20 protein-coding genes and 1 tRNA gene are annotated in these 26,173 nt (G+C 68.2%); 13 read left to right on the top strand and 8 right to left on the bottom strand.

Annotation, left to right across the window (positions count from 1 at the left end; all coding sequences use genetic code 11):
• Window positions 1–23 precede the first annotated feature (23 nt).
• Window positions 24–1,040 carry an adenosine deaminase gene (gene add / locus ACFQ9K_RS13765; protein WP_378719258.1) on the top strand — a complete coding sequence of 339 codons (1,017 nt, stop codon included), beginning with the start codon at window positions 24–26 and terminating at the stop codon, window positions 1,038–1,040.
• Here the strand turns inward: add and ACFQ9K_RS13760 are convergent, their stop codons facing one another.
• Window positions 1,041–1,835, bottom strand: a complete 795-nt coding sequence (locus ACFQ9K_RS13760) for an RDD family protein (RefSeq protein WP_378719256.1) — start codon at window positions 1,833–1,835, stop codon at window positions 1,041–1,043. It abuts the gene before it with no gap.
• A gap of 43 nt (window positions 1,836–1,878) precedes the next feature.
• Between ACFQ9K_RS13760 and ACFQ9K_RS13755 the strand changes: the two genes are divergently transcribed.
• On the top strand, window positions 1,879–2,883 hold the full coding sequence (locus ACFQ9K_RS13755; protein WP_378719254.1) for a stage II sporulation protein M: 1,005 nt from the start codon (window positions 1,879–1,881) through the stop codon (window positions 2,881–2,883).
• A 1,273-nt stretch (window positions 2,884–4,156) separates the two neighbouring features.
• On the opposite strand, the gene ACFQ9K_RS13750 is transcribed toward ACFQ9K_RS13755, so the two are convergent.
• Window positions 4,157–5,569, bottom strand: coding sequence for a hypothetical protein (locus tag ACFQ9K_RS13750; RefSeq protein ID WP_378724977.1), 1,413 nt, complete (start codon window positions 5,567–5,569; stop codon window positions 4,157–4,159).
• A gap of 107 nt (window positions 5,570–5,676) precedes the next feature.
• On the opposite strand from ACFQ9K_RS13750, the gene ACFQ9K_RS13745 reads away from it, so the two are divergent.
• Window positions 5,677–6,315, top strand: coding sequence for a class I SAM-dependent methyltransferase (locus ACFQ9K_RS13745; protein ID WP_378724975.1), 639 nt, complete (start codon window positions 5,677–5,679; stop codon window positions 6,313–6,315).
• A gap of 4 nt (window positions 6,316–6,319) precedes the next feature.
• Here ACFQ9K_RS13745 and ACFQ9K_RS13740 read toward each other — a convergent pair whose 3' ends face one another.
• Window positions 6,320–7,087: an SDR family NAD(P)-dependent oxidoreductase gene (locus ACFQ9K_RS13740; protein WP_378724973.1), complete on the bottom strand. Its 768-nt coding sequence runs from the start codon at window positions 7,085–7,087 to the stop codon at window positions 6,320–6,322.
• A gap of 94 nt (window positions 7,088–7,181) precedes the next feature.
• Here ACFQ9K_RS13740 and ACFQ9K_RS13735 point away from each other — a divergent pair, with 94 nt between their 5' ends.
• The gene (locus tag ACFQ9K_RS13735; RefSeq protein WP_378724971.1) at window positions 7,182–8,351 is read left to right on the top strand and encodes an NADH:flavin oxidoreductase; all 1,170 of its coding nucleotides are present in this window, start codon (window positions 7,182–7,184) and stop codon (window positions 8,349–8,351) included.
• 68 nt (window positions 8,352–8,419) lie between these two features.
• Here ACFQ9K_RS13735 and ACFQ9K_RS13730 read toward each other — a convergent pair whose 3' ends face one another.
• From ACFQ9K_RS13730 to ACFQ9K_RS13720, 3 genes are all read right to left on the bottom strand, one after another.
• Window positions 8,420–9,829, bottom strand: coding sequence for a lipase family protein (locus ACFQ9K_RS13730; RefSeq protein ID WP_378724969.1), 1,410 nt, complete (start codon window positions 9,827–9,829; stop codon window positions 8,420–8,422).
• A 355-nt stretch (window positions 9,830–10,184) separates the two neighbouring features.
• Window positions 10,185–12,386, bottom strand: coding sequence for an MMPL family transporter (locus tag ACFQ9K_RS13725; RefSeq protein ID WP_378724967.1), 2,202 nt, complete (start codon window positions 12,384–12,386; stop codon window positions 10,185–10,187).
• Between the two features lie 513 nt (window positions 12,387–12,899).
• Window positions 12,900–12,982: transfer RNA gene (locus ACFQ9K_RS13720), tRNA-Leu, on the bottom strand.
• A gap of 227 nt (window positions 12,983–13,209) precedes the next feature.
• Between ACFQ9K_RS13720 and ACFQ9K_RS13715 the strand changes: the two genes are divergently transcribed.
• The 8 genes from ACFQ9K_RS13715 to ACFQ9K_RS13680 all read left to right on the top strand — a co-directional run bounded on the left by ACFQ9K_RS13715 (window position 13,210) and on the right by ACFQ9K_RS13680 (window position 23,789).
• Complete coding sequence (locus ACFQ9K_RS13715; protein WP_378724962.1) at window positions 13,210–14,619, top strand: FhaA domain-containing protein; 1,410 nt, start codon at window positions 13,210–13,212, stop codon at window positions 14,617–14,619.
• A gap of 204 nt (window positions 14,620–14,823) precedes the next feature.
• A complete protein-coding gene (locus ACFQ9K_RS13710) occupies window positions 14,824–15,291 on the top strand; it encodes an FHA domain-containing protein (RefSeq protein WP_014980860.1) in 468 nt (155 codons plus the stop codon).
• Window positions 15,288–16,787 (top strand): PP2C family protein-serine/threonine phosphatase, encoded by a 1,500-nt coding sequence (locus ACFQ9K_RS13705; RefSeq protein ID WP_378983169.1) that lies wholly within the window; start codon window positions 15,288–15,290, stop codon window positions 16,785–16,787. Before ACFQ9K_RS13710 ends, ACFQ9K_RS13705 begins: the two co-directional genes overlap by 4 nt.
• Window positions 16,787–18,277: an FtsW/RodA/SpoVE family cell cycle protein gene (locus tag ACFQ9K_RS13700; RefSeq protein WP_378716903.1), complete on the top strand. Its 1,491-nt coding sequence runs from the start codon at window positions 16,787–16,789 to the stop codon at window positions 18,275–18,277. The genes ACFQ9K_RS13705 and ACFQ9K_RS13700 overlap by 1 nt, the downstream gene beginning before the upstream one ends.
• Window positions 18,274–19,743 (top strand): peptidoglycan D,D-transpeptidase FtsI family protein, encoded by a 1,470-nt coding sequence (locus tag ACFQ9K_RS13695; protein ID WP_378716904.1) that lies wholly within the window; start codon window positions 18,274–18,276, stop codon window positions 19,741–19,743. Before ACFQ9K_RS13700 ends, ACFQ9K_RS13695 begins: the two co-directional genes overlap by 4 nt.
• 31 nt (window positions 19,744–19,774) lie before the next feature.
• Entirely contained in the window at window positions 19,775–21,301 is a 1,527-nt protein-coding gene (locus ACFQ9K_RS13690) for a serine/threonine-protein kinase (protein ID WP_378716905.1), read from the top strand.
• Window positions 21,298–23,202 carry a Stk1 family PASTA domain-containing Ser/Thr kinase gene (gene pknB / locus ACFQ9K_RS13685; RefSeq protein ID WP_378716906.1) on the top strand — a complete coding sequence of 635 codons (1,905 nt, stop codon included), beginning with the start codon at window positions 21,298–21,300 and terminating at the stop codon, window positions 23,200–23,202. The genes ACFQ9K_RS13690 and pknB overlap by 4 nt, the downstream gene beginning before the upstream one ends.
• 167 nt (window positions 23,203–23,369) lie before the next feature.
• The gene (locus tag ACFQ9K_RS13680) at window positions 23,370–23,789 is read left to right on the top strand and encodes a CBS domain-containing protein (RefSeq protein WP_378716908.1); all 420 of its coding nucleotides are present in this window, start codon (window positions 23,370–23,372) and stop codon (window positions 23,787–23,789) included.
• Here ACFQ9K_RS13680 and ACFQ9K_RS13675 read toward each other — a convergent pair.
• Both ACFQ9K_RS13675 and ACFQ9K_RS13670 read right to left on the bottom strand, forming a co-directional pair.
• Window positions 23,786–24,916 carry a dihydrofolate reductase family protein gene (locus ACFQ9K_RS13675; RefSeq protein WP_378716909.1) on the bottom strand — a complete coding sequence of 377 codons (1,131 nt, stop codon included), beginning with the start codon at window positions 24,914–24,916 and terminating at the stop codon, window positions 23,786–23,788. The two genes, ACFQ9K_RS13680 and ACFQ9K_RS13675, sit on opposite strands and share 4 nt — an antisense overlap.
• 88 nt (window positions 24,917–25,004) lie before the next feature.
• Entirely contained in the window at window positions 25,005–25,649 is a 645-nt protein-coding gene (locus ACFQ9K_RS13670) for an aminodeoxychorismate/anthranilate synthase component II (RefSeq protein ID WP_378716911.1), read from the bottom strand.
• A gap of 173 nt (window positions 25,650–25,822) precedes the next feature.
• Between ACFQ9K_RS13670 and crgA the strand changes: the two genes are divergently transcribed.
• The gene (gene crgA / locus ACFQ9K_RS13665) at window positions 25,823–26,086 is read left to right on the top strand and encodes a cell division protein CrgA (protein WP_378716913.1); all 264 of its coding nucleotides are present in this window, start codon (window positions 25,823–25,825) and stop codon (window positions 26,084–26,086) included.
• Window positions 26,087–26,173: the final 87 nt, after the last annotated feature.

Raw genomic sequence — 26,173 nt, 5'->3', positions numbered from 1 at the left:
CCGCCCGGAGCATCATGGAGACCATGTCTGATCTCGCCGCGTTTGTCCGTGGGCTGCCCAAGGCCGAGCTGCACCTGCACCTGGAGGGGACGCTGGAACCGGAGCTGAAGTTCGCGCTGGCCAAGCGCAACGGCATCGAACTGCCGGAGCGGACGGTCGACGAGGTCAAGCAGACCTATCAATTCCATGACCTGACCTCGTTCCTCCAGGTCTACTACCCCGCCATGCGGGTGCTGCTGGAACCCGCGGACTTCCACGATCTCGCCTTCGACTACCTGACCAGGGCGCACGCTCAGGGCGTCCGGCACGTCGAGATGTTCTTCGACCCGCAGGCGCACACCGGCCGCGGCGTCCCGTTCGCCACCGTGATCGACGGGTACCGCTCGGCGATCGTGCGGGCGCGGCGTGAGTTCGGCATCTCCGCCGAGCTGATCCTCTGCTTCCTGCGCGACTACTCCGCGGAGTACGCGATGGCGACCCTGCTGGAGGCGCTGCCCTACCGCGACTGGATCGTCGGTGTCGGGCTCGACTCGGACGAGCGCGGCAACCCGCCGAGCAAGTTCGCCGCGGTGTTCGCTCGTGCCCGCCGCGAGGGTTTCCTGCTCACCATGCACTGCGACATCGACCAGCCGGACTCGATCGAGCACATCCGGCAGGCCCTGGAGGATATCGGCGTCGACCGGCTCGACCACGGCACCAACATCGTCGAGGACGACCGCCTGGTCGAGCTGGCCAAGGGCAGGGGCATCGGACTGACCTGCTGTCCGGTGTCGAATTCGTTCGTCACCACCCTGATGAAGTCCGACGAGATCGTCGCGCTGCTGAACCGCGGGCTCGCCGTGACGATCAACAGCGACGACCCCGCCTACTTCGGCGCGTACGCAGCGGACAACTACGTCGCGCTCGCCGAACACGCGGGCCTCGACATCGATCAGCTGGTGACCCTGGCGAAGAACTCGTTCCGCGCCGCGTGGATCACCCCGGCCCGGCTGGACGCGTTCCTGCGCGAGATCGACGACTACGTCGCGGCCAACCGGTAACTATCGGCCGACCGGCAGCGGCATCGGACCGAACACCGGGAACATCGGCGGCGGCAGCGCCCGGCGCTGCCGCTCGGCGATCACCGCGCCGAGCACCTGCAACGGCGGATACCCGCCGGGCACCGGCACCTGCAGGCGCGCGCACACCGCGCCGACCAGCGCGCTGCCCAGCTCGTGCTGCACCACCGGCGTGAGGGTCCGGAACCGGCTCAGGTACTGCCGGACCGCGAGCGCCAGGTCGTCCGGCAACATGGCCAGCGGCAGCGGCGCGGCCCAGCCCGCCAGCCACGGCGGCGCGACCGCGAGCAACGGCAGCGGCAGCGACCGCTGCGCGTGCACCACCACCGTGCCGGCCAGCACGTCGCCGACCCGGCGCGCGTTCGGCGAGCACATCGAGGTCAGCACCGCGACCGCGCCGAACGCGCCGAGCATCCAGAAGTCGACGATCGCTCCGGCCAGCCCGCGGGTGAGCGCGTGCCGGAAGTCGATCGGGCCGCCGTCCGCGCGCACCACCCGCAGCCCGAGCAGCAACTTGCCCAACGTGCGTCCGCGCCATACGGTTTCGCAGATCACCGGGTAGCCGACCAGCACCCCCACGATGGTGACCAGCACGGCCACGTCCAGCCAGGCGGTGTCCGCCCGGCTGGGCAGCAGCACGCTGACGGTCAGCACGAACAGCGCCGTGGCCAGCATGGTCTGCACCACCACGTCGACGAGGAACGCGGTGGCCCGGGTGGGGATCCTGGCGATCGGCAGCTCTAGCGCGACCGCTTCGCCGGTGGTGAATTCAGCCATGTCGATAGCATTCTTCCGACCGGCGGTAGTGGGAGGCAAGCCTGTGGATGTCGACGCGTACAGCTACGCACACCGGAGGGCCTGGGAGCGGCTGGACTATCTGGCCAAACGGAGCAGGCTCACCGGTGCCGAGGCGGACGAACTCGTCACGCTGTACCGGCGCACGTCCCAGCAGCTGGCCCGGTTGCAGTCGCACAGCCCGGACCCGGAGCTGATCGCCGGATTGAGCGCGCTGCTGGCCAGGGCGCGCGGGCGGGTGCTCGGCGGCCGGGGCGACACCTGGTCGGAGATCGGCCGGTTCTTCACCCACCGCTTCCCGGCCGCGCTGTACCGGAGCTGGCCCTGGTGGGCGGGGGTGGCCGCGGCGTTCCTGCTGGTATCCGCCGGGCTGGCCGTCTGGGTGGCCCGATTCGATTCCGCGCGTACGGTTCTGGGCATTCCGGCAGACACCGGCGGCCTGACCGAGCGGGGCGGGGCGTTCGAGTCCTACTACTCCGAGCATCCGCAAGGCGCGTTCGCCGCGCAGGTGTGGACCAACAATGCCTGGGTCACGGCGATCGCGCTGTTCACCGGGGTGCTGATCCTGCCTGCGGTGTATCTGCTGTTCATGAACGCGCTCAATCTCGGCGTCTCGGCCGGGCTGATGGCCGACGCGGGGCGGCTGGACTCGTTCTTCGGTTTCATCCTGCCGCACGGAACGCTGGAGCTGACCGCCATCTTCGTCGCGGGCGGGGCCGGGCTGAAACTCGGCTGGACGCTCATCGATCCCGGCCGGCTGAGTCGCCTGGAAGCGGTGGCGCGGCACGGGCGGGCGACCGCGACCATCGCGCTCGGGTTGGTCGGGGTGCTGCTGGTGTGTGGCTGCATCGAGGGTTTCGTGACGCCGAGCGGTCTGCCCGCCCCGGTGCGCATCGCGATCGGGTTCACCGCCGAGGCGTTGTTCCTGCTGTACGTGTTCGGCGTGGGTCGCCGGGTGGTGCTGGCGAAGGCCGCGGACGCGCTGGACGGACCGGACGACGGTCGGCAGACAACGTCGAGCACACACTGAGCGAAGTGGGTTCGGGTACTGGACAGCAACGCCGTGTCACGGATCGGTTGCGATGTCCCCCATTTGAGTTCCGCTGGCCGCAGCGAGTCGTGCTCAGCTGCGGCCAGCGTTACCGTCGACTCTACACAATCGTTATCCCTACGCAACCCTCCCCGCTGGTGTCAAGCGTATAAAGCAGCTCGCCAGCAAACCCTTGTGAGAGCATGGTTTTTCAGACTTCCAGCTAACTCGCAGCTGTCGGTTTTCGCGTCATTCGAACAGCCGACAAGTACTCGATCGTACGAATCCGCAGGTCTGTCTGTATCCGCTTAGTAGCGGTACAAACTTTGTTCGAACGATTAGCTGCGCCCTCGACATAGACACCTCCATGGCAGGCACGCAGGGGCAGCGACCTGCTGATTCGTCCGAGAAAACCGAGTTAGCTGGACACCGGATGAACAGAAAGCGACCATAGGTTTGTTTACAGCGTAATTAACACGACACATACCCGGTTGAACCGGCCGTGGACATGCATGCGTCTTGTCAAGATCAGGAATAACCAGACGCGAAAAGGCGGCTGATCGAGCGCCTCGGCGGCGCCGGTTCAGCACCACGGCCGCAACCTCGAGCGGAGGTGTGATCTTCGCCTCACCGCCCCCGCGGAACCGGCGAATGCGGCGAAATCGGCACTGCGGCAAGCTTTCCCCAAACAAGACACACCGGTACAACACGCCGAAAGGCGCACAACTGGGGCTCGACGGGGTCACGCCCCCTGGATCACGCCCGTCCACAGGCTGGGGGCAGGCAACGATGCACCACTGTGGACAGGACGCACACCGTCCACACCCCTCCGCACCGCCGACGACCGACCCGATCGATGTCCACACCTGGGTATCGCCGCCCCATCCCCAAGCGCAGCACTCCCCCAACCGCTTTCCCGCACCGTTGTCCCCACCCATGGGGACGGTCATGCACAGGCATCAGCCAGGCGGTTCGGAGTCGATTGCGGCGCAACGCTCGAGCTCAGGCAGGCAACGCGAAGGTGAACGGCATTCGGCCATCCCGAAACAACCCACAGCATCATCCACAGCCGCGCGCCGTCGACGCCAAACCCCCTGCGGCGTAATATCGCGCCCAGGAGGCGGGGAAACGCAGGTGGTGCCGATCGATGCCGCTCGAGCAGCACACAGCTTTATCCACAGGTGCGCTCACCTACTGCGGGGATGTGCACAAACCGCGAACTCCCCTGTGCAACACGGGTATCCACAGGCGGCGCCGGCGCGGGTGCGCACGCTCAACCGACGCGCAGAATCCCGGTGATCGTGCCCTGCAACACCTGACGCCCCTGCGTGATCAACGGCGAGGTCTGCAACGGATCGTCGACGATGGTGCCGGGCAACGGACTGCTCGCCGTGACCGCGCCGGTGTCCGGGTCGACCGTGGTGAACGCGTAGCCGTCCAACGGCGTGGTCACCTCCGCGCCGATCCGGGTCACGGTGTACACCGCCCCGTCGGCGGTGGACAGATGCGGAACGGCGGCACTGCGCACCGTGTTCTCCCACACCGTGTGACATCCGTTATCGTCCACGTCGACCCGGGTCATGCCGCCGGTGAACGACGCGGTCGGCGGCACCGCGGGCCCGGCGTCCGCAGGCACCGCGGGATACGGATAGCCGTAGGTACTCGCGACGAACAGCGAACGCCCGATGCCGATCGGTGAGTTCTCGCTCCCCGCACCGCCCTTCGTCAGCACCGGCTGCGAGCACACCAATTGTCCGGTTCCGGAACGGAATACCAGCGCGTTGACCTGTCCGTCGGCGTTGTCGACGATGGTCAGGTAGTCCGCGCCGGTCGTCGGGCCGAAGTAGGTGGGCGTCGATCCGGTACCCCAGCTGAGCTGTCCGGGTTTACGCGCCGAGCCACGTGCGTACGGCGCGCGCCAGAGCACCGCCGGCCTGCCCGCGGAATCGGCCCGCAGTTCATACAGCGCATGCGTGGTCGCGACCGCGATCCGTCCGCTCGGCGCCGCCGAAATGCTGTTCGCCACTTGCTCATCGGCGGGCAACGTCACGGTGACCGCCGCGCCCGACGGCGCGACCAGACCGACGACGCCCTTTCCGGTGGCGAACCAGATATTGCCCGCCCAGTCCGGCACCAGCCCGGTCACGTTGTCCCCCACCGGAATCACCGCCGACAGGTCCGTCACCTGCTCGCTCGTCAGCCGCCACTTCCCCGTCGCATCCCTGGCATGCCCGACGCGCAGCAATCGATTGCCGCCGTCCACGACGACGAGCCTGTCGTTGTTGTCCAGGTACGCGTACACGCCACCGAGCAGGCTGCCCTTGGCCAGCGGCAGCGCGGCCAGCGACGATCCGACCGGCCCCGGCGACGCGGGATCGATCAGCTGCACGACCGGCGCCTGCCCGACGATCGCCGTGCACAACGCGACCACCAGATGGTCCGACCCCGCCAGCAACGTCGGGCAGGCCGCGGCCAGTGGATATGCCGAGACCGGCGCGCCCGCGCGGGGCCCGGCCAGCGGAGTCGCGTCCGACGAGCCCGCGTCCCCGTGCATCGTCGAGGTGCCCGGCGGCCCGAGATCCGGATTCGGCGGTGCCAGCGGACCCCACGATCCGGTCGCCGAGGCGGGGCCCGCGGTCAGCAACGCGGTCGAACAGGCGGCGAGCAGGATCAGCGGAACGCGCATAACGCTCTTTCGGGTCGGCGGCACAGCATTCGATCGAACCGAACCGAACGCCATCGGGACAGTATTCGAAACGGCAATGATCCAAATCATTCGCCTACGCTGGCGTCATGAACGGTGTGCGCGCCCGCGTGCTGGCCACCCTGGCCGGCCAGCTCGGCAATCCGCACGGCGTGCTCGGCAAGGGCGTGGCGTTCATGCTCAACCGCAGTAACCGGCGCGCCATCGAGGCCGCGGTGACGGCCGCCGGGGTGGATGCCGGCCAGACCGCGGCCGACCTCGGATTCGGCGGTGGCGCAGGACTTTCCCTGCTGCTGGACCGGGTCGGCGCGGACGGCGTCGTGCACGGCATCGAGCTCTCCGCCGACATGCTCGCGCGCGCTCGCTCCGCGCACCGGCGCGAAACCGCCTCGGGCCGACTGCGACTCGCGGCGGGTTCGCTCGCCGCGCTGCCGCTGGCCGACGCCAGCCTCGACGCCGCGGTCACGGTCAACACCCTCTACTTCGTGCCGGATCTGGACGCGGTCTGCGCCGAGCTCGCCCGGGTGATCCGCCCCGGCGGGCGGGCGGTGATCGGCATCGGCGACCCGGACACCATGGCGAAGCTGCCGTTCACGCCGTATGGCTTCACGCTGCGCCCGGTCGCCGACGTCGTTGCGGCGCTGGCGAAGTCGGGCTGCACCGTGACACCGGAGCAGCTGCCGAATCCGCCGATCCCGCATCATCTGCTGATCGCCACCCGCGCGTAGCGACTTACATCAACGCGCCGCCGTCGATCCTGATCTCGGTGCCGGTCATATAGCGACCGTCGTCCGAGGCGACCATCGCGACCACACCCGCGATGTCCTCCGGGCTGCCGAGCGCGCCCCCGTTGAGCCAGCCGGTCATCCGGGCGAACAGCTTGGGATCGAAGCCCTCCGGCTGGTCCCGGATCGATTTCGTGGTGATCCCGCTGGTGATGCCCGCGGGCACGATGTTCACCGCGCGCAGCCCCTGCTTGGCGTATTCCAGCGCGATCGCGTGGGTGAACGCGTTGACCCCGCCCTTCGACGCCGCGTACGCCGCGAGGTAGGGCGCGGCGCTGAACGCCGCGGTCGAGGAGATGTTCACCACGACGCCGTGGCCCGATTCCACCAGCGCGGGCAGCGCGGCCTGGGTCACCAGGAAGGTGCCGGTCAGGTTCACCCCGATCACCTGATTCCAGGCGTCCAGCGGCATCTCGTGCGTGCGGGCCGGGCGCAGGATGCCCGCGCCGTTCACCAGCACGTCGAGCCCGCCGAGGAAATCGAGCGCGGTCTCGGTCGCCGCGCGCACCGACTCCGGGTCCGCGACGTTCACCGCGACCGTCCGCAATCGATCGGCGGCCTCGCCCGCCTTTTCCGCCGTGGCCGCCAGCCCCGGCTCGTCGATGTCGGCGGCGACCAGCTGGGCCCCCTCGTCCAGCAGGCGAAGGGCGATGCCCTGCCCGATGCCGGAGCCTGCTCCCGTCACCACCACCCGGCGGCCGTCATATCTGCGCATGCCATGAATTAGAACAGGTTCTCATTGTGAGTCAAGACACTTCCGGCATCTCGATTCCGGAACGTCGAACTGGAACACGTTCTAGTCTGAGCAGATGCCCAACGACGCGTTCCAACCGGCCCGGCTCGGACCGGTTCAGCTGCGCAACCGGATCATCAAGGCCGCGACGTTCGAGGGCCGCACGCCGGACGCCCTGGTCACCGACGAGCTGATCGAGTTCCATCGGGCGGTCGCCGCGGGCGGGGCCGGGCTGACCACGGTCGCGTACTGCGCGGTCGCGCCCGAGGGCCGGACCGACCGGCACCAGATCTGGATGCGCCCCGAGGCGGTGCCCGGACTGCGCAGGCTCACCGACGCGGTGCACGCCGAAGGCGGCGCGGTGTCGGCGCAGCTGGGTCATGCCGGCCCGGTGGCGAACGCGGCCTCCAATCGGGCGCCCGCGCTCGCGCCGAGCAGGCAGTTCAGCCCGATCAGCCTGCGGCTCACCCAGGCGGCGACGATCGATGACATCCAGCGGATCATCACGGCGCACGCCCGCGCCGCCCGGCTGGCGGTCGAGGCCGGATTCGACGCCGTCGAACTGCATTTCGGGCACAACTATCTGATCAGCTCGTTCCTCAGCCCCGCGTTGAACAAACGCTCGGACGAGTACGGCGGCACCCTGCGGCAGCGCGCCGAACTGGCCCGCCGGACCGCGGACGCGGTGCGCCAGGAGGTCGGCGGCGAGATCGCCGTGCTGGCGAAGTTCAACATGGACGACGGCGTGCGCGGCGGGTTCGGCGGCGCCGAAAGCCTCACCGTCGCACGGTGGCTGGCGCAGGACGGCACCCTCGACGCGCTGGAACTCACCGTCGGCAGCTCGCTGCGCAATCCGATGTATCTGTTCCGCGGCGACGTGCCGCTGCGCGAGTTCGCCGATTCGTTCCCGCAGCCGCAGCGCGCGGGTATTCGCCTGGCGGGCAGGCGATTCCTGCGCAGCTACCCGTACCACGAGACCTACCTGCTCGACCAGGCGTTGCGCTTTCGCGCCGAACTCGCGCTCCCGCTGGTGCTGCTCGGCGGCATCGCCTCGCGCGCGGCCGTCGACACGGCGATGGCGCACGGGTTCGAGTTCGTCGCGATGGCCCGCGCGCTGCTGCACGACCCGGATCTGGTCAACCGGATGCGCGTCGACGCGGCGAGCGAGTCGCTGTGTACGCACTGCAATCGCTGCATGCCGACGATTTACCGGGGCACGCGATGCGTAGTGACCGCCCCCGCATAGCGCGAAGGCCCGGTCCTGGTGGACCGGGCCTTCTTTCGGTGATTGCGCCTGTCTGACCTGTCCGATTACTAGGCGGGCTTGGCCGCGGCCGCGGTCAGCTCCGGACCGACGATCGACACCCACTCGTTCATCTCGGGCGAATCGTCCTTCGAAATCGCCATGAGGTCCTGCCTATTGCAGCCGCCGCCCGCCGGAACACCGTCGAACCGCTCTTGCAGCCACTGATAGGTACCCGGCACCGACAGGAACGCCTGCGAATAGGATTCGCCGATCTGGATGCGCCGGTACGTGATATCGCCACCGTTCTGGCAGTAGGTGTCCACCAGTCGGTCGGTCGCGTACGCGGGCATTACCCAGTCACCCATCGACTGGAAGATATACGTCGGCCGGTCGGGCGTCGTATTTCCCATCTTGACCATGTCCAAATACTTACTCGGCACCTGCTCGCGGGTCATGTCCGGCGTATCGAACAGGCCTTTGATGTTCAGGTTCGGGAAGCTCATTACCGACCAGCCCTGACACACATTGCTGTGCACCGAACGCAATCCCTGACCGAGCGGGTTGATGTGCTGATCGACATACTGCTGCAATTCCGGGTATTCCCGGGTCAGCCCGATGATGCCGGCGAACACGGTGCCGGCGGCCGGCCCGTTGTTCTGGTAATCGACCAGGTCGCGCAGGTCCGAGGCGGTGGAGCCGGAGACCGTGCCGACCAGGTTCACGTCCGGCGCGTAGGTGGCGCGCTGTTCGGCGGCGTGCATGGTCGGAATCGAGCCGCCCGAGTCGCCCCACAGGCCGACCTTCGTGTCGCGGCCCTGGCGCAGTTCCATCGGCTTGAAGTTCTCCGCCGCGCGGATGCCGTCCAGGGTGATCCGGCCGGCCAGCGGGCCGGCGGCGAAGGCGGAGAGCAGGCCTTCGTGGTCCGGGATGGACACGGCCCAGCCCTTGGTGACCGCGTAAAGCGCCATGGGGAGCATGAAATTGGGGCCCATCGTGCCCGCGTAGTTCGGCGGCAGCGCCAGCACCTGGCTGGTGTACGACGGCGCGCAGTGCGCCGCGACCGCGTCCTCCGGGATCTGCACCGACACCAGGTTCGTCGGGGCCTTGCCCCGCGGCTTCATCACCGTGGTCACCGCGGCGATCGGCTCGTCCCGGCTGTTGTTCGAGCGGTAGGACAGCTGCCAGGCGTCGACGTCGGGCTGCACGATCGACTGGAACGCGGGACGCACTTCGCGCGCGGCGATGATCTCGCCCGGCTGCTTCGCCGCGACCACTTCGCGCGGCGGATTGAGAAACACCTGATCGTCGGCGGGCATGGCCGGCGGAGTCAGCGCGGGCTGAATCGGGACATAGTCATCGGAGGCGCACGGGCAGGCCGCGGCGAAACCGACGGCCGCCACTTGAATCACGGCCGCGGCACCCGCGGCCAACATCGTTGCCCGCCCATATCGGCGGTGCCGTGTTTTGAACATGTTCATACCTGATCCTTCAGCTGAGGGAGAGGTGCATGACAAGCCGTAACCGGGAGCAGCGGCACCAAATCCCGACGAATGCAGGCAGTAGCGAAGTGACCACTCCGGTGTGAGCCGCCGCAATCGTAGATGAACATTTCGATAATCCAACGCGAAACGCGAGGAAGATCCCATTTAAATCCGGTGACCACCAACAACGCTCATCAGAACCGTTTCCAATTAACTTCCGCCCGAGACCTTTCCGACTCGTACCGCTATCCGAAATGTCCGATGTGAAAACGCATGGCAGTTCCCTCCGCGGCCTTGTTTCATCAATTGAGAACACCGGCGTTCACCGATGCGGATCAACCGAAAATAACGCCTATTGGGCGGATTTCACGGTTGTGCACACCTTGGGGATATCGTCGGTTATGCACAGCATGGGGATATCCCGGCGGCCGGGAAACCACCAGTTCCACCGGCCCAGGATCTGCATCAGCGCGGGCACCAGCACGAGGCGGATCAGCGTCGCGTCGATCAGCAGGCCCACTGCCACGGCAAAACCCAGCTGCCGCAAGCCGTTCAGGCTCGACACCAGCAGGCTGCCGTAGCCCACCGCGAGAATGACCGCGGCCAGCGAGATCGGCCGCGCCGTGCTCTGCAACCCGACGACCACCGATCGGCGGTTGTCCCCGGTGCGCTGATACTCCTCCTGAATCCGCCGCACCAGAAACAACTCGTAGTCCGTGGAGAGACCGAACAGCAGCGCGAAAGCGACCAACGGCACCTGCGCCCAGATCGGGTGTCCGTCGCGCTGGAAAACCAGAACCGTGAGCCCGTACGCGGCGCCCGCCGCCAGCAGCGCCATCGCGATCGCCTTCACCGGCAGCACCAGACTGCGGAGCACCGCGACCAGTAGCACGAACAACAGCGTCAGCACGCACCCGATCACCCACCACAACTTGGCCGAGGTCTCGGCGACGATGTCCGCGACATGTCCGCCCGGCCCGCCGACCAGCACCGAGACACCGGGCGGTGCCGCGGCCGGAACGATCTGGGTTCGGATGCGCCCCACCAGATCCGGAAGTCCCGGCGAGTCGATGGGGAACTTCGTCAAGATCAGCAGGGCCGTGACGCCGTCTCCGTCATCGATCGTGGCGATCGCGTCGACACCAGGATCCGCGCGCAGCGCGGCGACAAAGGCCTGCACGTCGGGCAGCGGAGTCGTCGCGGACCGGCGCAGCGCGAGCGCGAGCACCCCGGTCGCGCTCGGCACGTCCCGCTCGCTGAGCTGGAAGCCGGTGAGGTAGGCGGTGCCGGCCAGCGCACCCCGCTCGAGGTCGATTCCGGTCCGCATCGTGCCCGCCGGTATCGCGGCACAGATCAGCATCGCGATCACGGCCAGCGCATACGGCCACGGATGCCGCATCAAATGCTCCGCCCAGCGCGAAAGCCGCTCGCCCGCGCCGGTTTCGGCCCGGCGCGGCCACTGCCGGTCGAGCACCGGCGTGACCGTGACCAGCACCGCGGGCAGCAACGTGACGACCGCGATCGACACGACGACCACCACCGCGATCATCCCGACCGCCATCTGTAAGAAGACATGCCAGCGCACCAGGAACAACGCCATACACGCCGAGGACAGGATCAGCGCCGAATACAAGACGGTGCGCCCCGTGGTCGCGACCGCCGTCGCGATCGCCCGCGCCGGCTGCACGCCGTCGGCCAGCTCTTCCCGGTATCGATTCTGGACGAACAACGCGTAATCGATACCGATGCCGAGCCCGAGGGCGCTCACCCCGACCAGCAGCATGCCGTCGACGGTGAAGACCTCGGTCAGTAGGGCGAAGATGCCGAGGGTGGTGACCACCGACGCACCGGCGACGACGATCGGCACCAGCGCGGCCACCGGTCTGCGCAGCCCCCACCACAGCACCACGATCGCCAGCGGGAGCGCCACCAATTCGATGTGCATCATGTCGGTGATCTCGACACCCTGGATGATCTGCCCGAAACCGGAGACGCTGAGCACATATCCCTGCACCTCATCGTTCGCCGCACCCCGCACGGCGTCCACCAGCACATCCTGCAACTCGGGCGCGCGCCGCTGTCGATGCCGGTCGTCGCCGGCCAGGCCCACATAGATGTAGGCCGTGTGCTCGTCGTGAAAACTCGCCCGCCACGGCTCGAACGTCTCCGGAAGCGCGATCTCCCGCCCCGGGTCTCCCGCGACCGGCAGCAGCAGCACGCCCGACACATCCGCCTCGTGCGCGAGCGATCGCATGCCCGCCGTGATCGCCTGCCGAAACGGCGGATCCGCGGCCCGCAGCCGCTCCGAATGCAGCAACGCGACCACCGACTCGTCCCCCAGCGTCGGCAGCGCATCCGCCAGAATCCGGCTCGCCCGTTGCGATTCCGACCCCGCGACCTCGGTAGGCGGCGCCAGCAACGACCCGAGCAGATGCGGAAGCCCGATCACCCCCACCGCCACCGCCACCACCCACCCCGCGAACACCCACCGCCGCTGCCGCGCCATGACCACGGCCACCCGCCCCAAAACACCCCGCCCACCACCCAGCGCCATACTTTCGACCCCCAGATCGATACATCGGCCCGGACCAGCACCGACACCCACTCCCGATGCCATACACCTGGACAGCGGCACAGTCCACAACCAACGACAGCGGACAAAGACTCACTGCACGTTCGTCACCAACCCCCAATCGGATGGGTAGCCCCGCCCCACCCGACACGCCTGACCACCCCCGTGTGCTCCGACACACACCCGCCCCTCCGGATAACCCCTTCAGCACCGTCGAAATAACAACGTCTACTTCAGAACAGAAAGATCAGCCCCCGAAGCAAATCCCCCACCAGCCACCCAAACATCCCGCGTACCCAAGGAATCCACGACACCACACCCCCTGCACTCACGCCCCGACGCAGGAGAGCCATCGAAATGTATGCGACTCAGGAATGGGGGGTTCGGGGGGCAAAGCCCCTCCGAGGCGGGGTGTGGGGGCCCCGCCCCCACAAAACACTGAACGAAACGAGAAAAGCTCGCGCTCTTTGCGAGCACGAGCTTCCCCGAGTGAAGTGGGCGAAGGGGGACTTGAACCCCCACGTCCCGAAGGACACTGGCACCTGAAGCCAGCGCGTCTGCCATTCCGCCACTCGCCCGAGCGACTCGGAGACAGTATCACGCACCCTGCGTGAGTACGAAATCGTGTGTGGGGGGCCGTGACGCGGGGGCTGGACAAGCGCGGGAACCTGCTGATCTTTCCAAGAGTTACAGGTGTGGACGATCGTGGATATCATGCAATGAACGTGCTCGATACGCGACACGCCATACACGTGTGTCGTTGTTACGAATCAGCAGAAGAGACGCTCACCGAAGGGAGGCCGAGATGGGCATCGTTTCACGGTTCGAGCGTCGTCTACAGGGCGCCGTCGGTGATGTGTTCGCCAGGGTGTTCGGCGGCAACGTCGTGCCCCAGGAGGTGGAGGCGGCGCTGCAGCGCGAGGCTGCCGATCATGTCCAAGAGCTCGACGGCGGACATCTGTTGGCGCCCAACAGTTATGTGATCACTATCAATTCTTCCGATCACCAGCAGTTGGACGCCGATCACGACCTCACCACCCGCGCGTTCGCCAAACACCTGCAGGATTACATCCGCGAGCAAGGCTGGCAGACCTACGGCGAAGTACACGTGGCGTTCGAGGCATCCCCTACGCTGCACACCGGACAGTTCAGGGCTAGCGGCCGGGTCGACCCGGACGTCGGTCGCGGAGCTACAGCAGCTCGGGGCCCTGAACCCACGCCACAACGACCTGCAAACCCGCAACCAGGAGCTGGCCCCATGACGCAGAACTCAGGCTATGACCCGAGCCGTGAGCCCGCGGAGTCCGATCCACGCAACCGCGGGTACGCCCCACCGCCTGCCGGTCGCGGTGGTGCGCAGAACGGCGCGTACCGCGAGGACTACGGTCGTGGCGCGGCGCCCTACGGCGCGGACTACCCGGCGCCGGACGCGCCGCAGCAGGGGTACGGCGACTACCAGAACGGCTACGACTACCAGCAGGGTGGCCAGGCCTACGGTCAGCCGGGCTACCAGGAGCCGGGGTACGGCGCGCAGCAGGGCTATGCCGATCGCGGTTATGGTCAGCCGGGCTATCAGGAGCCCGCGGCCTACGGCCAGGCGGGTTACCAGGAACCCGCTTACGGTCAGCCGGGGTACCAGGAGCCGGGGTACGGCCAGCAGCCGGGCTACGGCCAGCAAGGCTACGGCGATCAGGCTTACGCGGATCCGGGCTACGGCCAGCAAGGCCAGGGCTATGCCCAGCCGGGCTACGGCCAGCAGGGCTACCAGGAGCCCGGTTACGGCGATCAGACCTACTCCGAGCCGGGCGCCTACGGCCAGGACGACCAGGGCGGTTACGGCCAGGCCTACTCGCAGCAGCCCGGTTACGGCGCGCAGCCCGGCTATGGCGCCGCGCCCGCGTATCCGGCTGCCCCGCAGGCGGGATCGGGCTACTCGGCGACCCTTCAGCTCGACGACGGCAGCGGCCGCACGTACCAGTTGCGGGAGGGCAGCAACATCATCGGCCGCGGCCAGGACGCGCACTTCCGGCTGCCCGATACCGGCGTCTCGCGCAGGCACATCGAGGTCCGCTGGGACGGGCAGACCGCGATGCTCTCGGATCTGGGTTCCACCAACGGCACGCTGGTCAACGGTTCTCCCGTGCAAGACTGGCAGCTCGCCGACGGGGATGTGATCCGCGCCGGGCACTCCGAGATCCTGATCCGTATCGTCTGATCCCGTAAGCTCGCGATGCAGGTCACGACTTGGCCATCCAGGATTCGTCGGTCGTATCGTGATCGAATTCGACCTACGGCCCTATGATGCTGCCAACACACGCACGTCTCCGGTACCGGGGTCGGCAAGACCAGCATGCTGGTGGGGGTGGTCGAACCGCACCTACGGCACCGACATACACGGTCGAACAGGAGGTGGAACGCCGTGCAGGGACTGATCCTGCAACTGACCCGCGCGGGGTTCCTGCTGCTGTTGTGGTTGTTCGTGTGGGCGGTGCTGCGCACCTTGCGCAGCGACATCTACGCGGCATCCGGCATACGGATTCAGCCCAGGGCCGCACGCGGTTCCGCGGTGCTGCCCTCCTTCAGCCGGGGCCAGAAGGGCGCCAAATTTCTTGTGGTGACTCAAGGTTCACTCGCCGGCACCCGCATCTCGCTAGGCACCCAACCGGTGCTGATCGGGCGTGCGGACGACTCCACGCTGGTGCTCACCGATGATTACGCCTCGACCAGACATGCGCGACTGTCCCCGCGTGGCGATGATTGGTACGTCGAAGACCTCGGCTCGACGAACGGCACCTACCTCGATCGCGCGAAAGTCACCACTGCCGTGCGGGTTCCGCTCGGCACTCCTGTCCGTGTCGGCAAAACAGTGATCGAGCTGCGATCGTGACACTCGTTCTCCGCTACGCAGCGCGTAGCGACCGCGGACTTGTCCGGGGCAACAACGAAGATTCCGTGTACGCGGGTGCGCGATTGCTCGCGCTCGCCGACGGCATGGGTGGCCATGCCGCTGGCGAGGTGGCGTCGCAGTTGATGATCGCCGCCCTGGCCCATCTGGACGACGACGAACCGGGCGACGATCTGCTCGGCAAGCTCGACGCGGCGACCAGGGAGGGCAACGCCGCCATCGCCGATCAGGTCGAGGAGGAGCCCGAACTCGACGGGATGGGCACCACGCTCACCGCGATCCTGTTCGCCGGCAAGAAGCTCGGCCTGGTGCATATCGGCGATTCCCGCGCGTACATGCTGCGCGGCGGCGAGCTGGCCCAGATCACCAGGGACGACACGTTCGTCCAGTCGCTGGTGGACGAGGGCCGGATCACCCCGGAGCAGGCGCACACGCACCCGCAGCGCTCGCTGATCATGCGCGCGCTCACCGGCAACGAGATCGAGCCGACGCTGATCATGCGCGAGGCGCGCGCCGGGGACCGCTATCTGCTGTGCTCGGACGGCCTCTCGGATGTGGTGAGCGATGAGACCATCGCGAACACCATGCGCGAGGGCAGCACCGACGAATGCGCGGACCGGCTGATCGAGCTCGCGCTGCGCAGCGGCGGACCGGACAACGTCACGGTCGTGGTCGCGGATGTGATCGATCTCGATTACGGCCAGAGCCATCCGATCGTGGCCGGCGCCGCGTCCGGGGTGGACGAGGACACGCCGCCGCCGAACACCGCGGCCGGACGCGCGGCAGCCATGCGACCGCCGCGGGCCGCGCCGCGCCGGGCCGCCGCGACCCCCGAGCCGGAGCCGAAGGGCAAGGCGCGCAAGCTGCGCTGGATCGTGCTGGCGTTGGCCCTGGTGGTCGCGGTCGGTGTCGGATTGCTGGTCGGCTACAAGATGATTCGCAGCAACTACTACGTCGGGGCCGACAACGGCTCGGTGGTGATCCTGCGCGGCCTACCCGGTTCGGTGCTCGGCTATTCGATCCATGACGTGAATCTCGTCGGCTGCGTCACCAAGACCGGGGAGCTGTCCCTGGTCGATCCCGGCGCCGACCTGCCCTCCTCGTGCAAGCAGCTGAAGGTCACCGACCTGAAGCAGACCGGTCGCGAACAGGTCGGCAAGGGCCTGCCGCCCGGTTCGCTGGATCGGGCCAAGGAGCAGATGCGGTCCATCTCGCAGGGCGAGCTGCTGCCTGCCTGCCCGGCGAAGACCTCGGTGCCCCAGCCCGGCGTGCTGCCGACGCCGGAATCCTCGCCGCCGCCCGCCCCGCCGCCGACGCCCGGTGCGCCGAGCACCGCCGCCGCGCCCACCACCGAGCCAGCGCCGCCCGGCAACGGTGAGGCCAAGGGCCCCGAGATCAAGACGCCGACTCCGGTTCCGTCGGCGTCCGCGTCGCCGAACCCCCAGATCGCGGGGGAGAACTGCCGGGTGACGGACTGATGTCCGCGCCGGCACCGCCGTCCGCTGGGGCTTTTCCCAGTCCTCCCGGCGGCTTCGCTCCCGCGCCGCCGCCGAGCACGAGACGCAATATCGAACTGTTGCTGCTCGCGGGTGCGACGGTGATCACGACGGTCTCGCTGTTCCTGGTCGAGGCCAGTCAGGAGCAATCGGTCACCTGGGACATCGCCAAGTACGGCCTGGCCTATCTCGGCCTGTTCGGCGTCGCCCATCTCGCGGTGCGCCGGTTCGCGCCGTTCGCCGACCCGCTGCTGCTGCCGATCGTCGCGCTGCTCAACGGACTCGGACTGGTGCTGATCCACCGGCTCGACCTGGCCGACCAGCAGGAAGCCGCCTACAACTCGTGGTCGATGCCCTCCCCCGACGCCAATCAGCAGATCCTCTGGACCGCGCTCGGCATGGTGGTGTTCGTCGTGCTGCTGATCGTGTTGCGCGACTACCGCACGCTGGCCCGCTACGGCTATACCCTCGGCCTGGTCGGCCTGATCGCGCTGGCCCTGCCCGCGGTGCTGCCCGCGCGGTTCTCCGAGATCAACGGCTCGAAGAACTGGATCAAGATCACCGGATTCAGCATCCAGCCCGCCGAGTTCGCGAAGATCCTGCTGATCATCTTCTTCGCCTCGGTGCTGGTGGCCAAGCGCGATCTGTTCACCGCGGCCGGGCGGCACCTGCTCGGTATGGAGTTCCCGCGCGGACGCGACCTCGGCCCGATCGTGGTGGTCTGGATCGTCTGCGTCGGCGTGCTCGTCTTCGAAAAGGACCTTGGCACTTCGCTGTTGATCTTCAGCACGGTGCTGGTGATGCTCTACATCGCCACCGAGCGGGTCGGCTGGCTGATCATCGGCGGCGCGCTGCTCACCCTCGGCTTCTTCTTCGCCTACCAGACGTTCAGCCACGTCAAGGTGCGCACGCAGACCTGGCTGCACCCGTTCGACGACTACAACAACACCGGCTACCAGATCTCCCAGTCGCTGTTCGGGCTGGCCACCGGCGGCCTGGCCGGCACCGGCCTGGGCAGCGGACGCCCCAATCAGGTGCCCTTCGCCAAGACCGACTTCATCATCACCACCATCGGTGAGGAGCTCGGCCTGATCGGGCTCACCGCGGTGCTGGTGCTGTTCCTGGTGCTCATCGTGCGCGGCCTGCGCACCGCGCTCGCGGTGCGGGACAGTTTCGGCAAGCTGCTCGCGGCGGGCCTGGCGTTCACCGTCGCGATCCAGCTGTTCGTCGTGGTCGGCGGTGTCACCAAATTGATTCCGCTGACTGGTCTGACCACACCGTTCATGTCCTACGGCGGCTCGTCGCTGCTGGCCAACTACGCCCTGCTGGCGTTGCTCATCAAGGTCTCGGACGCGGCCCGCGCGCCCGCGCCCGCGCGCAAGGCCGTGCCCGCGGCCCCGATCGCGGAGATGACCACCGAACTGCTGCGCAAGCCCGACGCGGGCCGACCGGAAGCGGGGCCGGCCACATGAACACTCCCCTGCGCCGGGTCGCCATCGCGGTGATGCTGATGATCGTCGCCCTGCTGCTCAACGCCACCTACGTGCAAGTGATCAAGGCCGACGACTATCGCGCCGATCCGCGCAACTCCCGGGTGCTGCTCGACGAGTACTCGCGCCAGCGCGGACAGATCTCCGCGGGCGGCACCGTGCTGGCCAACTCGGTCGCCACCGAGGACCGCTACAAGTACCTGCGCACCTACCCGAGTTCCCCCGAGGCGTACGCGCCGGTCACCGGCTTCTACTCGATGCAGTACCGCACCACCGGGCTGGAGCGGGCCGAGGATTCGGTGCTCAACGGCTCCGACAGCCACCTGTTCGGGCAGCGGCTGGTCGACATGGTCTCCGGCCGGGATCCGCGCGGCGGCAACGTGATCACCACCCTCGACCCGGCCATGCAGCAGGTCGCCTACGACCAGCTGACCAGCAAGGGCTTCACCGGATCGGTGGTGGCGATCGAGCCGAGCACCGGCCGGATCCTGACCATGGTGTCCACGCCGAGCTACGACCCGAACCTGCTGTCCAGTCACGACGGCGCGCGCGGCACCCAGGCCTGGGAGCAGCTCAGCGCGGACGAGCGGCAGCCGATGCTGAATCGGGCTGTCTCGCAGACCTATCCGCCCGGTTCCACGTTCAAGGTGGTGACCACCGCGGCCGCGCTGGCCAACAACATCGCCACCCCGGAGGATCAATTCACCGCCGCGCCGAATATCACCCTGCCGGGCACCAGCACCACGCTGGAGAACTACGGCGGCTCCAACTGTGGCTCGGGCCAGAGCGCCTCGCTGTACGACGCGTTCCGGCTCTCCTGCAACACCGCGTTCGCCGAACTCGGGGTGAAGGTCGGTGCGGCCAAGCTCAAGGACCAGGCCGCGGCCTTCGGCATCGGCGAGAACCGGGGCATCCCGATCCCGGTGGCGGAGAGCACGGTCGGCACCATCGCCGACAACGCCGCGCTGGCCCAGAGCAGCATCGGACAGCGCGACGTGGCGCTGACCCCGCTGGACAACGCGATGATCGCGGCGACCGTGGCCAACGGCGGCGTCCGGATGGAGCCGCACCTGGTCGACCAGCTGCAGGGGCCCGACCTCAGTGAATTATCCAAGACCAAGCCGGTCTCACTCGGCCAAGCGTTCAACGCCCAGGTAGCGTCACAGCTGACGAATCTGATGATCGCGTCGGAGACCAACACCACCGGTGGCCAGTCCTCCGCCCGCTATCAGATCGCGTCCAAGACCGGCACCGCCGAACATGGCAGCGATCCCCGCAACACCCCACCGCACGCCTGGTACATCGCCTTCGCACCCGCGCAGAACCCGAAGATCGCCATCGCGGTCATCGTGGAGAACGGCGGGGACCGGGCGCTCGGCGCGACCGGCGGCAAGGTGGCCGCGCCGATCGCGCGTGCGGTCTTGGACGCCGGTCTGCGGGGGAGCTGAACGATATGGATGTGCGAGTGAAGGTACGGGGATGCTGAACAACGGTGCGATGATCGCCGACCGCTATCGCCTGCAACGCCTGATCGCGACCGGCGGCATGGGCCAGGTCTGGGAGGCGCTGGACACCCGGCTGGACCGCCGGGTGGCCGTCAAGGTGCTCAAATCCGAGTTCTCCGCGGACCCGACGTTCCGGCACCGGTTCCGCACCGAGGCCAGGACCACCGCCCAGCTGAACCACCCTGGGATCGCCGGGATCTACGACTACGGCGAGACCACCGACCCGCAGGGCAGCGAAACCGCCTACCTGGTCATGGAACTGGTGCAGGGCGAGCCGCTGAATACGGTGCTGAACCGGCTCGGCCGGCTCTCCGTCGGCCAGGGCCTGGACATGCTGGAGCAGACCGGCCGGGCGCTCGACGTGGCGCACCGCGCGGGCGTGGTGCACCGCGACGTGAAGCCGGGCAACATCCTGGTGACGCCGACCGGTCAGGTGAAGATCACCGACTTCGGCATCGCCAAGGCCGTCGACGCCTCGCCGGTGACCAAGACCGGCATGGTGATGGGCACCGCGCAGTACATCGCGCCGGAGCAGGCGGTCGGTGAGGACGCCACCGCGGCCAGCGACGTGTACTCGCTCGGCGTGGTCGGCTACGAGGCGCTGGCCGGCACCCGTCCGTTCAGCGGCGACGGGGCGATCACCGTCGCGATGAAGCATGTGCGCGAGACGCCGCCGCCGATGCCGGGCGATCTGCCCGCCAACGTGCGCGAGCTGATCGAGATCACCATGAGCAAGGACCCGAAGAGCCGCTACTCGCGCGGCGGCGAATTCGCCGACGCGGTGGCCGCGGTCCGCGCGGGCCGCAGGCCGCCGACCCCGGCCGGGGCCAGCCCGTCGATGTCGATGACCGGCGCCACCCGGGTGCTCCCGCCCGGACCGACCGTCGCGATACCGTCCACGCCAACCGATTTCGACGGCGCGACGGTGCACTACTCCACGCCGGCCGGTGCGGCCCTCAGCAACGCGGGCTACGCCAACGGCGCCGGGGCGCCCGCGACGATGCTCAACCCGGGCACCGGCGGCAACCAGGTCGCGCAGGGTGACGGCAAGCGATTCACCCCCACGCAGAAGTGGATGGCCGCGCTCGGCGGCGGCGCGGTGCTGTTGCTCGCGGTCGTGCTGTACCTGATGTTCGGCGGCGACACGAACCCCGATTCGAAGGTGCCGCCGGTCACCACCTCGACCACGGCGCCCAAACCGCCTCCGCCGCCGGTGACCAGCACGACGACGCCGAAACCCGTTCCGCCGCCGGTGGTCACGACCACGGAACCGCCGACCACCACGCCCGAGCCGACCACGACGACGCCCGAGCCGACGACGACCACCCCGCCGCCGAGCACGACCACGCCGCCGAAGACCACGAAGCCGTCGACGACGACTCCGGCCACGACTCTGCCCCGGATTCCCACCATCGACATACCATTTCCGGGGAACAACAACGGCCGCAGCCCTGCGGCCACACCGAGCGCGCCCAATAACTCTTCGCAAGGACAACAATGACGACCCCGAAGAATCTCTCCTCCCGCTATGAGCTGGGCGAGATCATCGGGTTCGGCGGCATGTCCGAGGTGCACAAGGCCCGCGACCTGCGGCTCAGCCGGGACGTGGCGATCAAGGTGCTGCGGGCCGATCTAGCCCGCGACCCCACCTTCTACCTGCGGTTCAAGCGCGAGGCGCAGAACGCCGCCGCGCTGAATCACCCGGCCATCGTCGCGGTGTACGACACCGGCGAGGCCAAGGTCGACGACGGCCCGCTGCCCTACATCGTGATGGAGTACGTCGAGGGCGACACGCTGCGCGATATCGTGCGCGGCCAGGGTCCGCTGCCGCCGCGCCGGGCCATGGAGGTTGTCGCGGACGTCTGTGCCGCACTGGATTTCAGCCACAAGGCCGGGATCGTGCACCGCGACATGAAGCCGGCCAACATCATGATCAACCGGGCCGGCGCGGTGAAGGTGATGGACTTCGGCATCGCGCGCGCGATCGCCGACAGCGCCAACCCGATGACCCAGACCGCCGCGGTGATCGGTACCGCGCAATACCTTTCGCCCGAACAGGCGCGCGGCGAGACCGTCGACGCCCGCTCCGACGTGTACTCCGTCGGCTGTGTGCTGTTCGAAATCCTCACCGGGGAGCCGCCGTTCACCGGTGACTCGCCGGTCGCGGTGGCCTACCAGCACGTCCGGGAGGACCCGCGGCTGCCGTCGCACGTGCATCCCGGCGTGCCGCGCGAGCTCGACTCGGTGATCCTCAAGGCGATGAGTAAGAACCCGGCCAACCGCTATCAGAGCGCGGCCGAGATGCGCGCCGACCTGATCCGGGTGCTCGGCGGGCAGAAGCCGATCGCCCCGATGGTGATGACCGACGAGGACCGCACCACCGTCTTCGGCTCGGACGAGCCGGCGCCGCGCAGCTACCGCACGGTCGACCGCAACGACGACACCTCCGAGCAGGGACCGCCGGAGCAGGGTGGCCCGCGCCGCACGCTTTACATCGGGATCGCCGCGGCCGCCGGTGTCGCGGTGCTGCTCGCGCTGTTCTGGGTGCTGATCGGCCCCGGGAGCAAGCCGGATCAGGTTGCGGTGCCGGATCTTTCGGGCAAGACCTCGCAGCAGGCGACCGATGTGCTGCAGCAGGCGGGCTTCAAGGTGGCCATCCAGCAGAAGCCGGACAGCAAGGTCGCGACCGGCAATGTCATCGCCACCGCGCCGCTCGGCGGGTCCAGACAGGACAAGGGCAGCACCGTCACCGTGCAGGTCTCCACCGGCCCGGCCCAGGTTCAGGTGCCCAAGCTCGACGGGATGAGCCAGGCCGAGGCCGAGGTGGCGCTGCGCAACGGCAACCTGAAGATGGACCCGCAGGTGCAGAAGAAGCCGTCCAGCGCGCAGGACGTGGACAAGGTCATCGGACAGGATCCGTCCGCGGGCTCGCGGGTCGACGTGGACAAGGCCATCGTCATCACCATCGGCAGCGGCCCGGAGTCGGTCCGGGTGCCGAACGTGGTCGGCCAGGACATCGACGTCGCCAAGCCGAACCTGGTGGACAGCGCCGGATTCAAGATCACCATCCAGGAGGTGCCGTCCTCCCGGCCCAAGGGCGAGGTCCTCTCGACCAGCCCCGCGGGCGGCGCGAGCGCGGAGAAGGGATCGACGGTCACCGTGCAGGTGTCCAGCGATCAGATCAAGATGCCGTCGCTGGTGGGGCTGACCGTCGCGCAGGCGGTGGACAAGCTGCGGGCCGAAGGGTGGACCGGCACGCAGAGCCAGATCAGCCAGTCGCCGCAGGGGACCTTCGACACGAGCAGCGTCGGCCGGATCCTCAGTCAGCAGCCGTCCGCGAGCGGGTCGATCCCGAAGAACGGGACCGTGGTCGTCGGCGTGGGTGTTCTGGGACCGCCCTGACAGCTCCCCGCCGCGTCCAGCCCTCGGTGCCACGACAGTGAATGTCGTGGCACTTGGCGTTTCAGCGGATCAGTTAGGGCAAAGCACCGACCGGTCGGTGTGATAAGCGGCAGAATCGGTCGTGCTCCATCCGAATCAGCAGCGCTGACCAACGAGGAGGACGCCCTATGACCACGGCCAGGGACATCATGAAACCCGGTGCCCAGTGGATCTCGAAGGACGAGACCGTCGGGAAGGCCGCCAGGGTGATGGCCGAGCTCGGCGTGGGATCGCTCGTCATCGCCGACGACAACGACCGGATGTGCGGGATCATCACCGATCGCGACATCGTGGTGAAATGCATTGCGCAGGGCCGGTCCCCGGCCACCACGCGCGCCGCGGACCTCTGCGCGTCGACGCCGCGCTGGGTGGACGCCGATGCCGACGTCGAGGCCGTGCTGGACGAGATGGAGAGTCACCGGGTCAAGCGCATGCCGGTGATCGACCACAAGCGGCTCGTCGGCATGATCAGCGAGGCCGACCTGGCCAGGCACCTGGACGACAATCAGCTCGGCGAGTTCGTGACGGCGATCTACGGCAGGCCTTAGGACAGGTCGAGGTGGCGGTTCATCGACATCGCCGCATCGGCCAGTTCCGGGAGTTCGACCACCTCGACGCCGTGCTGACCCAGCTTCTCCACCCCGACGCAGTCGGCCACGAAGGTCGCGGGTTCGCGCCAGGCCAGGACCACCCTGGGGATCCCAGCGCGCAGGATCCGGTCGGTGCACGGCAGCCGGGTCGCGGTGCTGCGCTGCGAACACGGCTCCAGGGTGGTGTAGATCGTCGCGCGGGCCAGCCGGGGATCGTCCGCGCCGAGCTTGTCCAGCGCGGACTCCTCGGCGTGCACTTTCGCGTCGGTCTCGCGTGAATAGCCGGTGGCGATCTCGACGCCGTCGGCCACGATCACCGCGCCGACGGAGAACGCCGTGTCGCTCGGCGGGCACTGGCGCGCGAGTTCGATCGCCCGTCGCATATAGCGAATGTCGTGGTCTGCCTGGGTTTCCGGCTTAGGCAGGTAGCTCAGGACTGCGACGTCACCGACCTGGGTGACGCCGGCCAGCCGCATGCGGCGGTGCGGGGCGCCGGGATAGCGTGCGGCGTCGAGGAATCGGGGCGCCTCTGGGTCTCCGACCAGCAGCGGCGCGACGGCCAGGTGCAGCTCGTCGGCGAGGTCGGCGGCAAGAAAAGTGGTGTGGATGCGGGTACCGCCCTCGACCATGAGCCGGGCGATGCCGCGGCGGCCGAGGTCGTCCAGCAGGGCGCCGAAATCGAGTTCAGCGCCGAGGGAAACGATCTCGGCGAGCCCGGACAATCGGTCGGTGAGCCGCGCCGCACCCGCGTCGGTGGTGTACACGAGCTTGTCGCCGCCGTGCTGCCAGAACTCGAGCTCCCGATCCAGGTCCCCACTCGCCGTGACGGTGATCTTCAGCGGGAACTCCGGCTTGCCCGCGGCGATCCGCGTCGCCCGCCGATCGGCGCTGTTCACCAGCAACCGGGGATTGTCACGCCGCAAGGTCTCCGCGCCGATCAGGATCGCGTCGGAGTCCGCCCGCACCTGATCGACCCGATCGAAATCGACCGCGCTCGACAACCGCAGCCGCTCGGCGCTCGCGTCATCGATGTACCCATCGACACTCATCGCGACCGACAGCAGCACATGCGGACGAGTCACCATCGGGCCACGCCGCGCGAATCCGGCGACTGCGCCCGCAGGCACGGCCGCGGTTTCTCACCGCCCACCGGCCCGGCCTCGGCACCGGCACTCATTGCAGCACCAGCGCGGCGACCTCCGCCTCCAGCATCTCCACCAGGCTCTCCGCCGGGCGCTCGCCGCAGACGCCGAGCCAGTTGGCCAGCATCCGGTGCCCGCCCTGGGTCAGCACCGATTCGGGATGGAACTGCACGCCGTGGATCGGCAGGGTGCGGTGCCGCATGGCCATCACGATGCCGGACTCGGTGCGGCCGAGCACCTCGATCTCCGCGGGGAGGGTGTCCTCGAGCACGGTGAGCGAGTGGTAGCGGGTCGCGGTGAACGGGTCGGGCAGGCCGGCCAGCACGCCCGCGCCGAGGTGGAACACCGAGCTGGTCTTCCCGTGCAGCAGCTCGGGCGCGCGGGTCACCGTGGCGCCGAACGCCTCGCCGATCGCCTGATGGCCCAGGCATACGCCGAGCAGCGGGACGGTGCGCGCGGCGCAGGCGCGGACCAGGTCGATGCTGGCGCCCGCACGATCGGGGGTGCCGGGTCCTGGGCTGATCAGGATGCCGTCGAATTCGGTGACGACGGAGTCCACGTCGGCCAGATTCGGGTCGTCGTTGCGCCAGACCACGGCCTCGACACCCAACTGCCCGAGGTACTGGACCAGGTTGAACACGAAGCTGTCGTAATTGTCGACGACCAGAACACGCATGGTCCGAGATTACGTCCCCGCACGCCGCCGCGTCGCATCCATTACCAGTTGGGATAGCCTAGACACACACCGGAGGGTGCCGGAGCCTCGTCCACTGCGGCGAGCGAGCTCCGCACGATCCACCCGCGCCTGCCCCGCCGGTACCGACCTGCACGCCGAAATACGAGGACGTCATGCCCAAGTCGAAGGTCCGGAAGAAGACCGACTACACGATCAACCCCGCCAGCCGGACCCCGGTGAAGGTGAAGGCAGGGCCGTCGCCGGTCTGGTACGTCACCATCATGCTCGGGTTCATGCTCGCCGGCCTCGCCTGGCTGCTCGTGTACTACCTCGCCGCCGACCACATCGGCTGGATGAACGATCTGAACGCGTGGAACTTCCTGATCGGATTCGGCCTCATGGTGGTCGGCCTGATCATGACGATGCGGTGGCGCTGACACCACATCTGGGTTGTTTCCGGTGAACCGGACACCACATCTGGGTTACAGACGTGTCATTCATACACACCTGTGGATGAACCTGTG

Origin of the sequence: Nocardia sp. NPDC056564 (assembly GCF_042793755.1) — a bacterium.
Taxonomy (GTDB): Bacteria; Actinomycetota; Actinomycetes; order Mycobacteriales; family Mycobacteriaceae; genus Nocardia.
This window is presented reverse-complemented; position numbering and strand designations above follow the sequence as displayed.

Excerpts from the sequence above, each read along its gene's own strand:
- ACFQ9K_RS13670 (WP_378716911.1), bottom strand. The coding sequence starts at position 25,649 with ATGCGTGTTCTGGTCGTCGACAATTACGACAGCTTCGTGTTCAACCTG.
- pknB (WP_378716906.1), top strand. The coding sequence starts at position 21,298 with ATGACGACCCCGAAGAATCTCTCCTCCCGCTATGAGCTGGGCGAGATC.
- ACFQ9K_RS13690 (WP_378716905.1), top strand. The coding sequence starts at position 19,775 with ATGCTGAACAACGGTGCGATGATCGCCGACCGCTATCGCCTGCAACGC.
- ACFQ9K_RS13675 (WP_378716909.1), bottom strand. The coding sequence starts at position 24,916 with ATGGTGACTCGTCCGCATGTGCTGCTGTCGGTCGCGATGAGTGTCGAT.
- ACFQ9K_RS13740 (WP_378724973.1), bottom strand. The coding sequence starts at position 7,087 with ATGCGCAGATATGACGGCCGCCGGGTGGTGGTGACGGGAGCAGGCTCC.
- add (WP_378719258.1), top strand. The coding sequence starts at position 24 with ATGTCTGATCTCGCCGCGTTTGTCCGTGGGCTGCCCAAGGCCGAGCTG.
- ACFQ9K_RS13695 (WP_378716904.1), top strand. The coding sequence starts at position 18,274 with ATGAACACTCCCCTGCGCCGGGTCGCCATCGCGGTGATGCTGATGATC.
- ACFQ9K_RS13730 (WP_378724969.1), bottom strand. The coding sequence starts at position 9,829 with ATGAACATGTTCAAAACACGGCACCGCCGATATGGGCGGGCAACGATG.
- ACFQ9K_RS13725 (WP_378724967.1), bottom strand. The coding sequence starts at position 12,386 with ATGGCGCTGGGTGGTGGGCGGGGTGTTTTGGGGCGGGTGGCCGTGGTC.
- crgA (WP_378716913.1), top strand. The coding sequence starts at position 25,823 with ATGCCCAAGTCGAAGGTCCGGAAGAAGACCGACTACACGATCAACCCC.
- ACFQ9K_RS13750 (WP_378724977.1), bottom strand. The coding sequence starts at position 5,569 with ATGCGCGTTCCGCTGATCCTGCTCGCCGCCTGTTCGACCGCGTTGCTG.
- ACFQ9K_RS13760 (WP_378719256.1), bottom strand. The coding sequence starts at position 1,835 with ATGGCTGAATTCACCACCGGCGAAGCGGTCGCGCTAGAGCTGCCGATC.
- ACFQ9K_RS13735 (WP_378724971.1), top strand. The coding sequence starts at position 7,182 with ATGCCCAACGACGCGTTCCAACCGGCCCGGCTCGGACCGGTTCAGCTG.
- ACFQ9K_RS13700 (WP_378716903.1), top strand. The coding sequence starts at position 16,787 with ATGTCCGCGCCGGCACCGCCGTCCGCTGGGGCTTTTCCCAGTCCTCCC.
- ACFQ9K_RS13680 (WP_378716908.1), top strand. The coding sequence starts at position 23,370 with ATGACCACGGCCAGGGACATCATGAAACCCGGTGCCCAGTGGATCTCG.
- ACFQ9K_RS13745 (WP_378724975.1), top strand. The coding sequence starts at position 5,677 with ATGAACGGTGTGCGCGCCCGCGTGCTGGCCACCCTGGCCGGCCAGCTC.
- ACFQ9K_RS13715 (WP_378724962.1), top strand. The coding sequence starts at position 13,210 with ATGGGCATCGTTTCACGGTTCGAGCGTCGTCTACAGGGCGCCGTCGGT.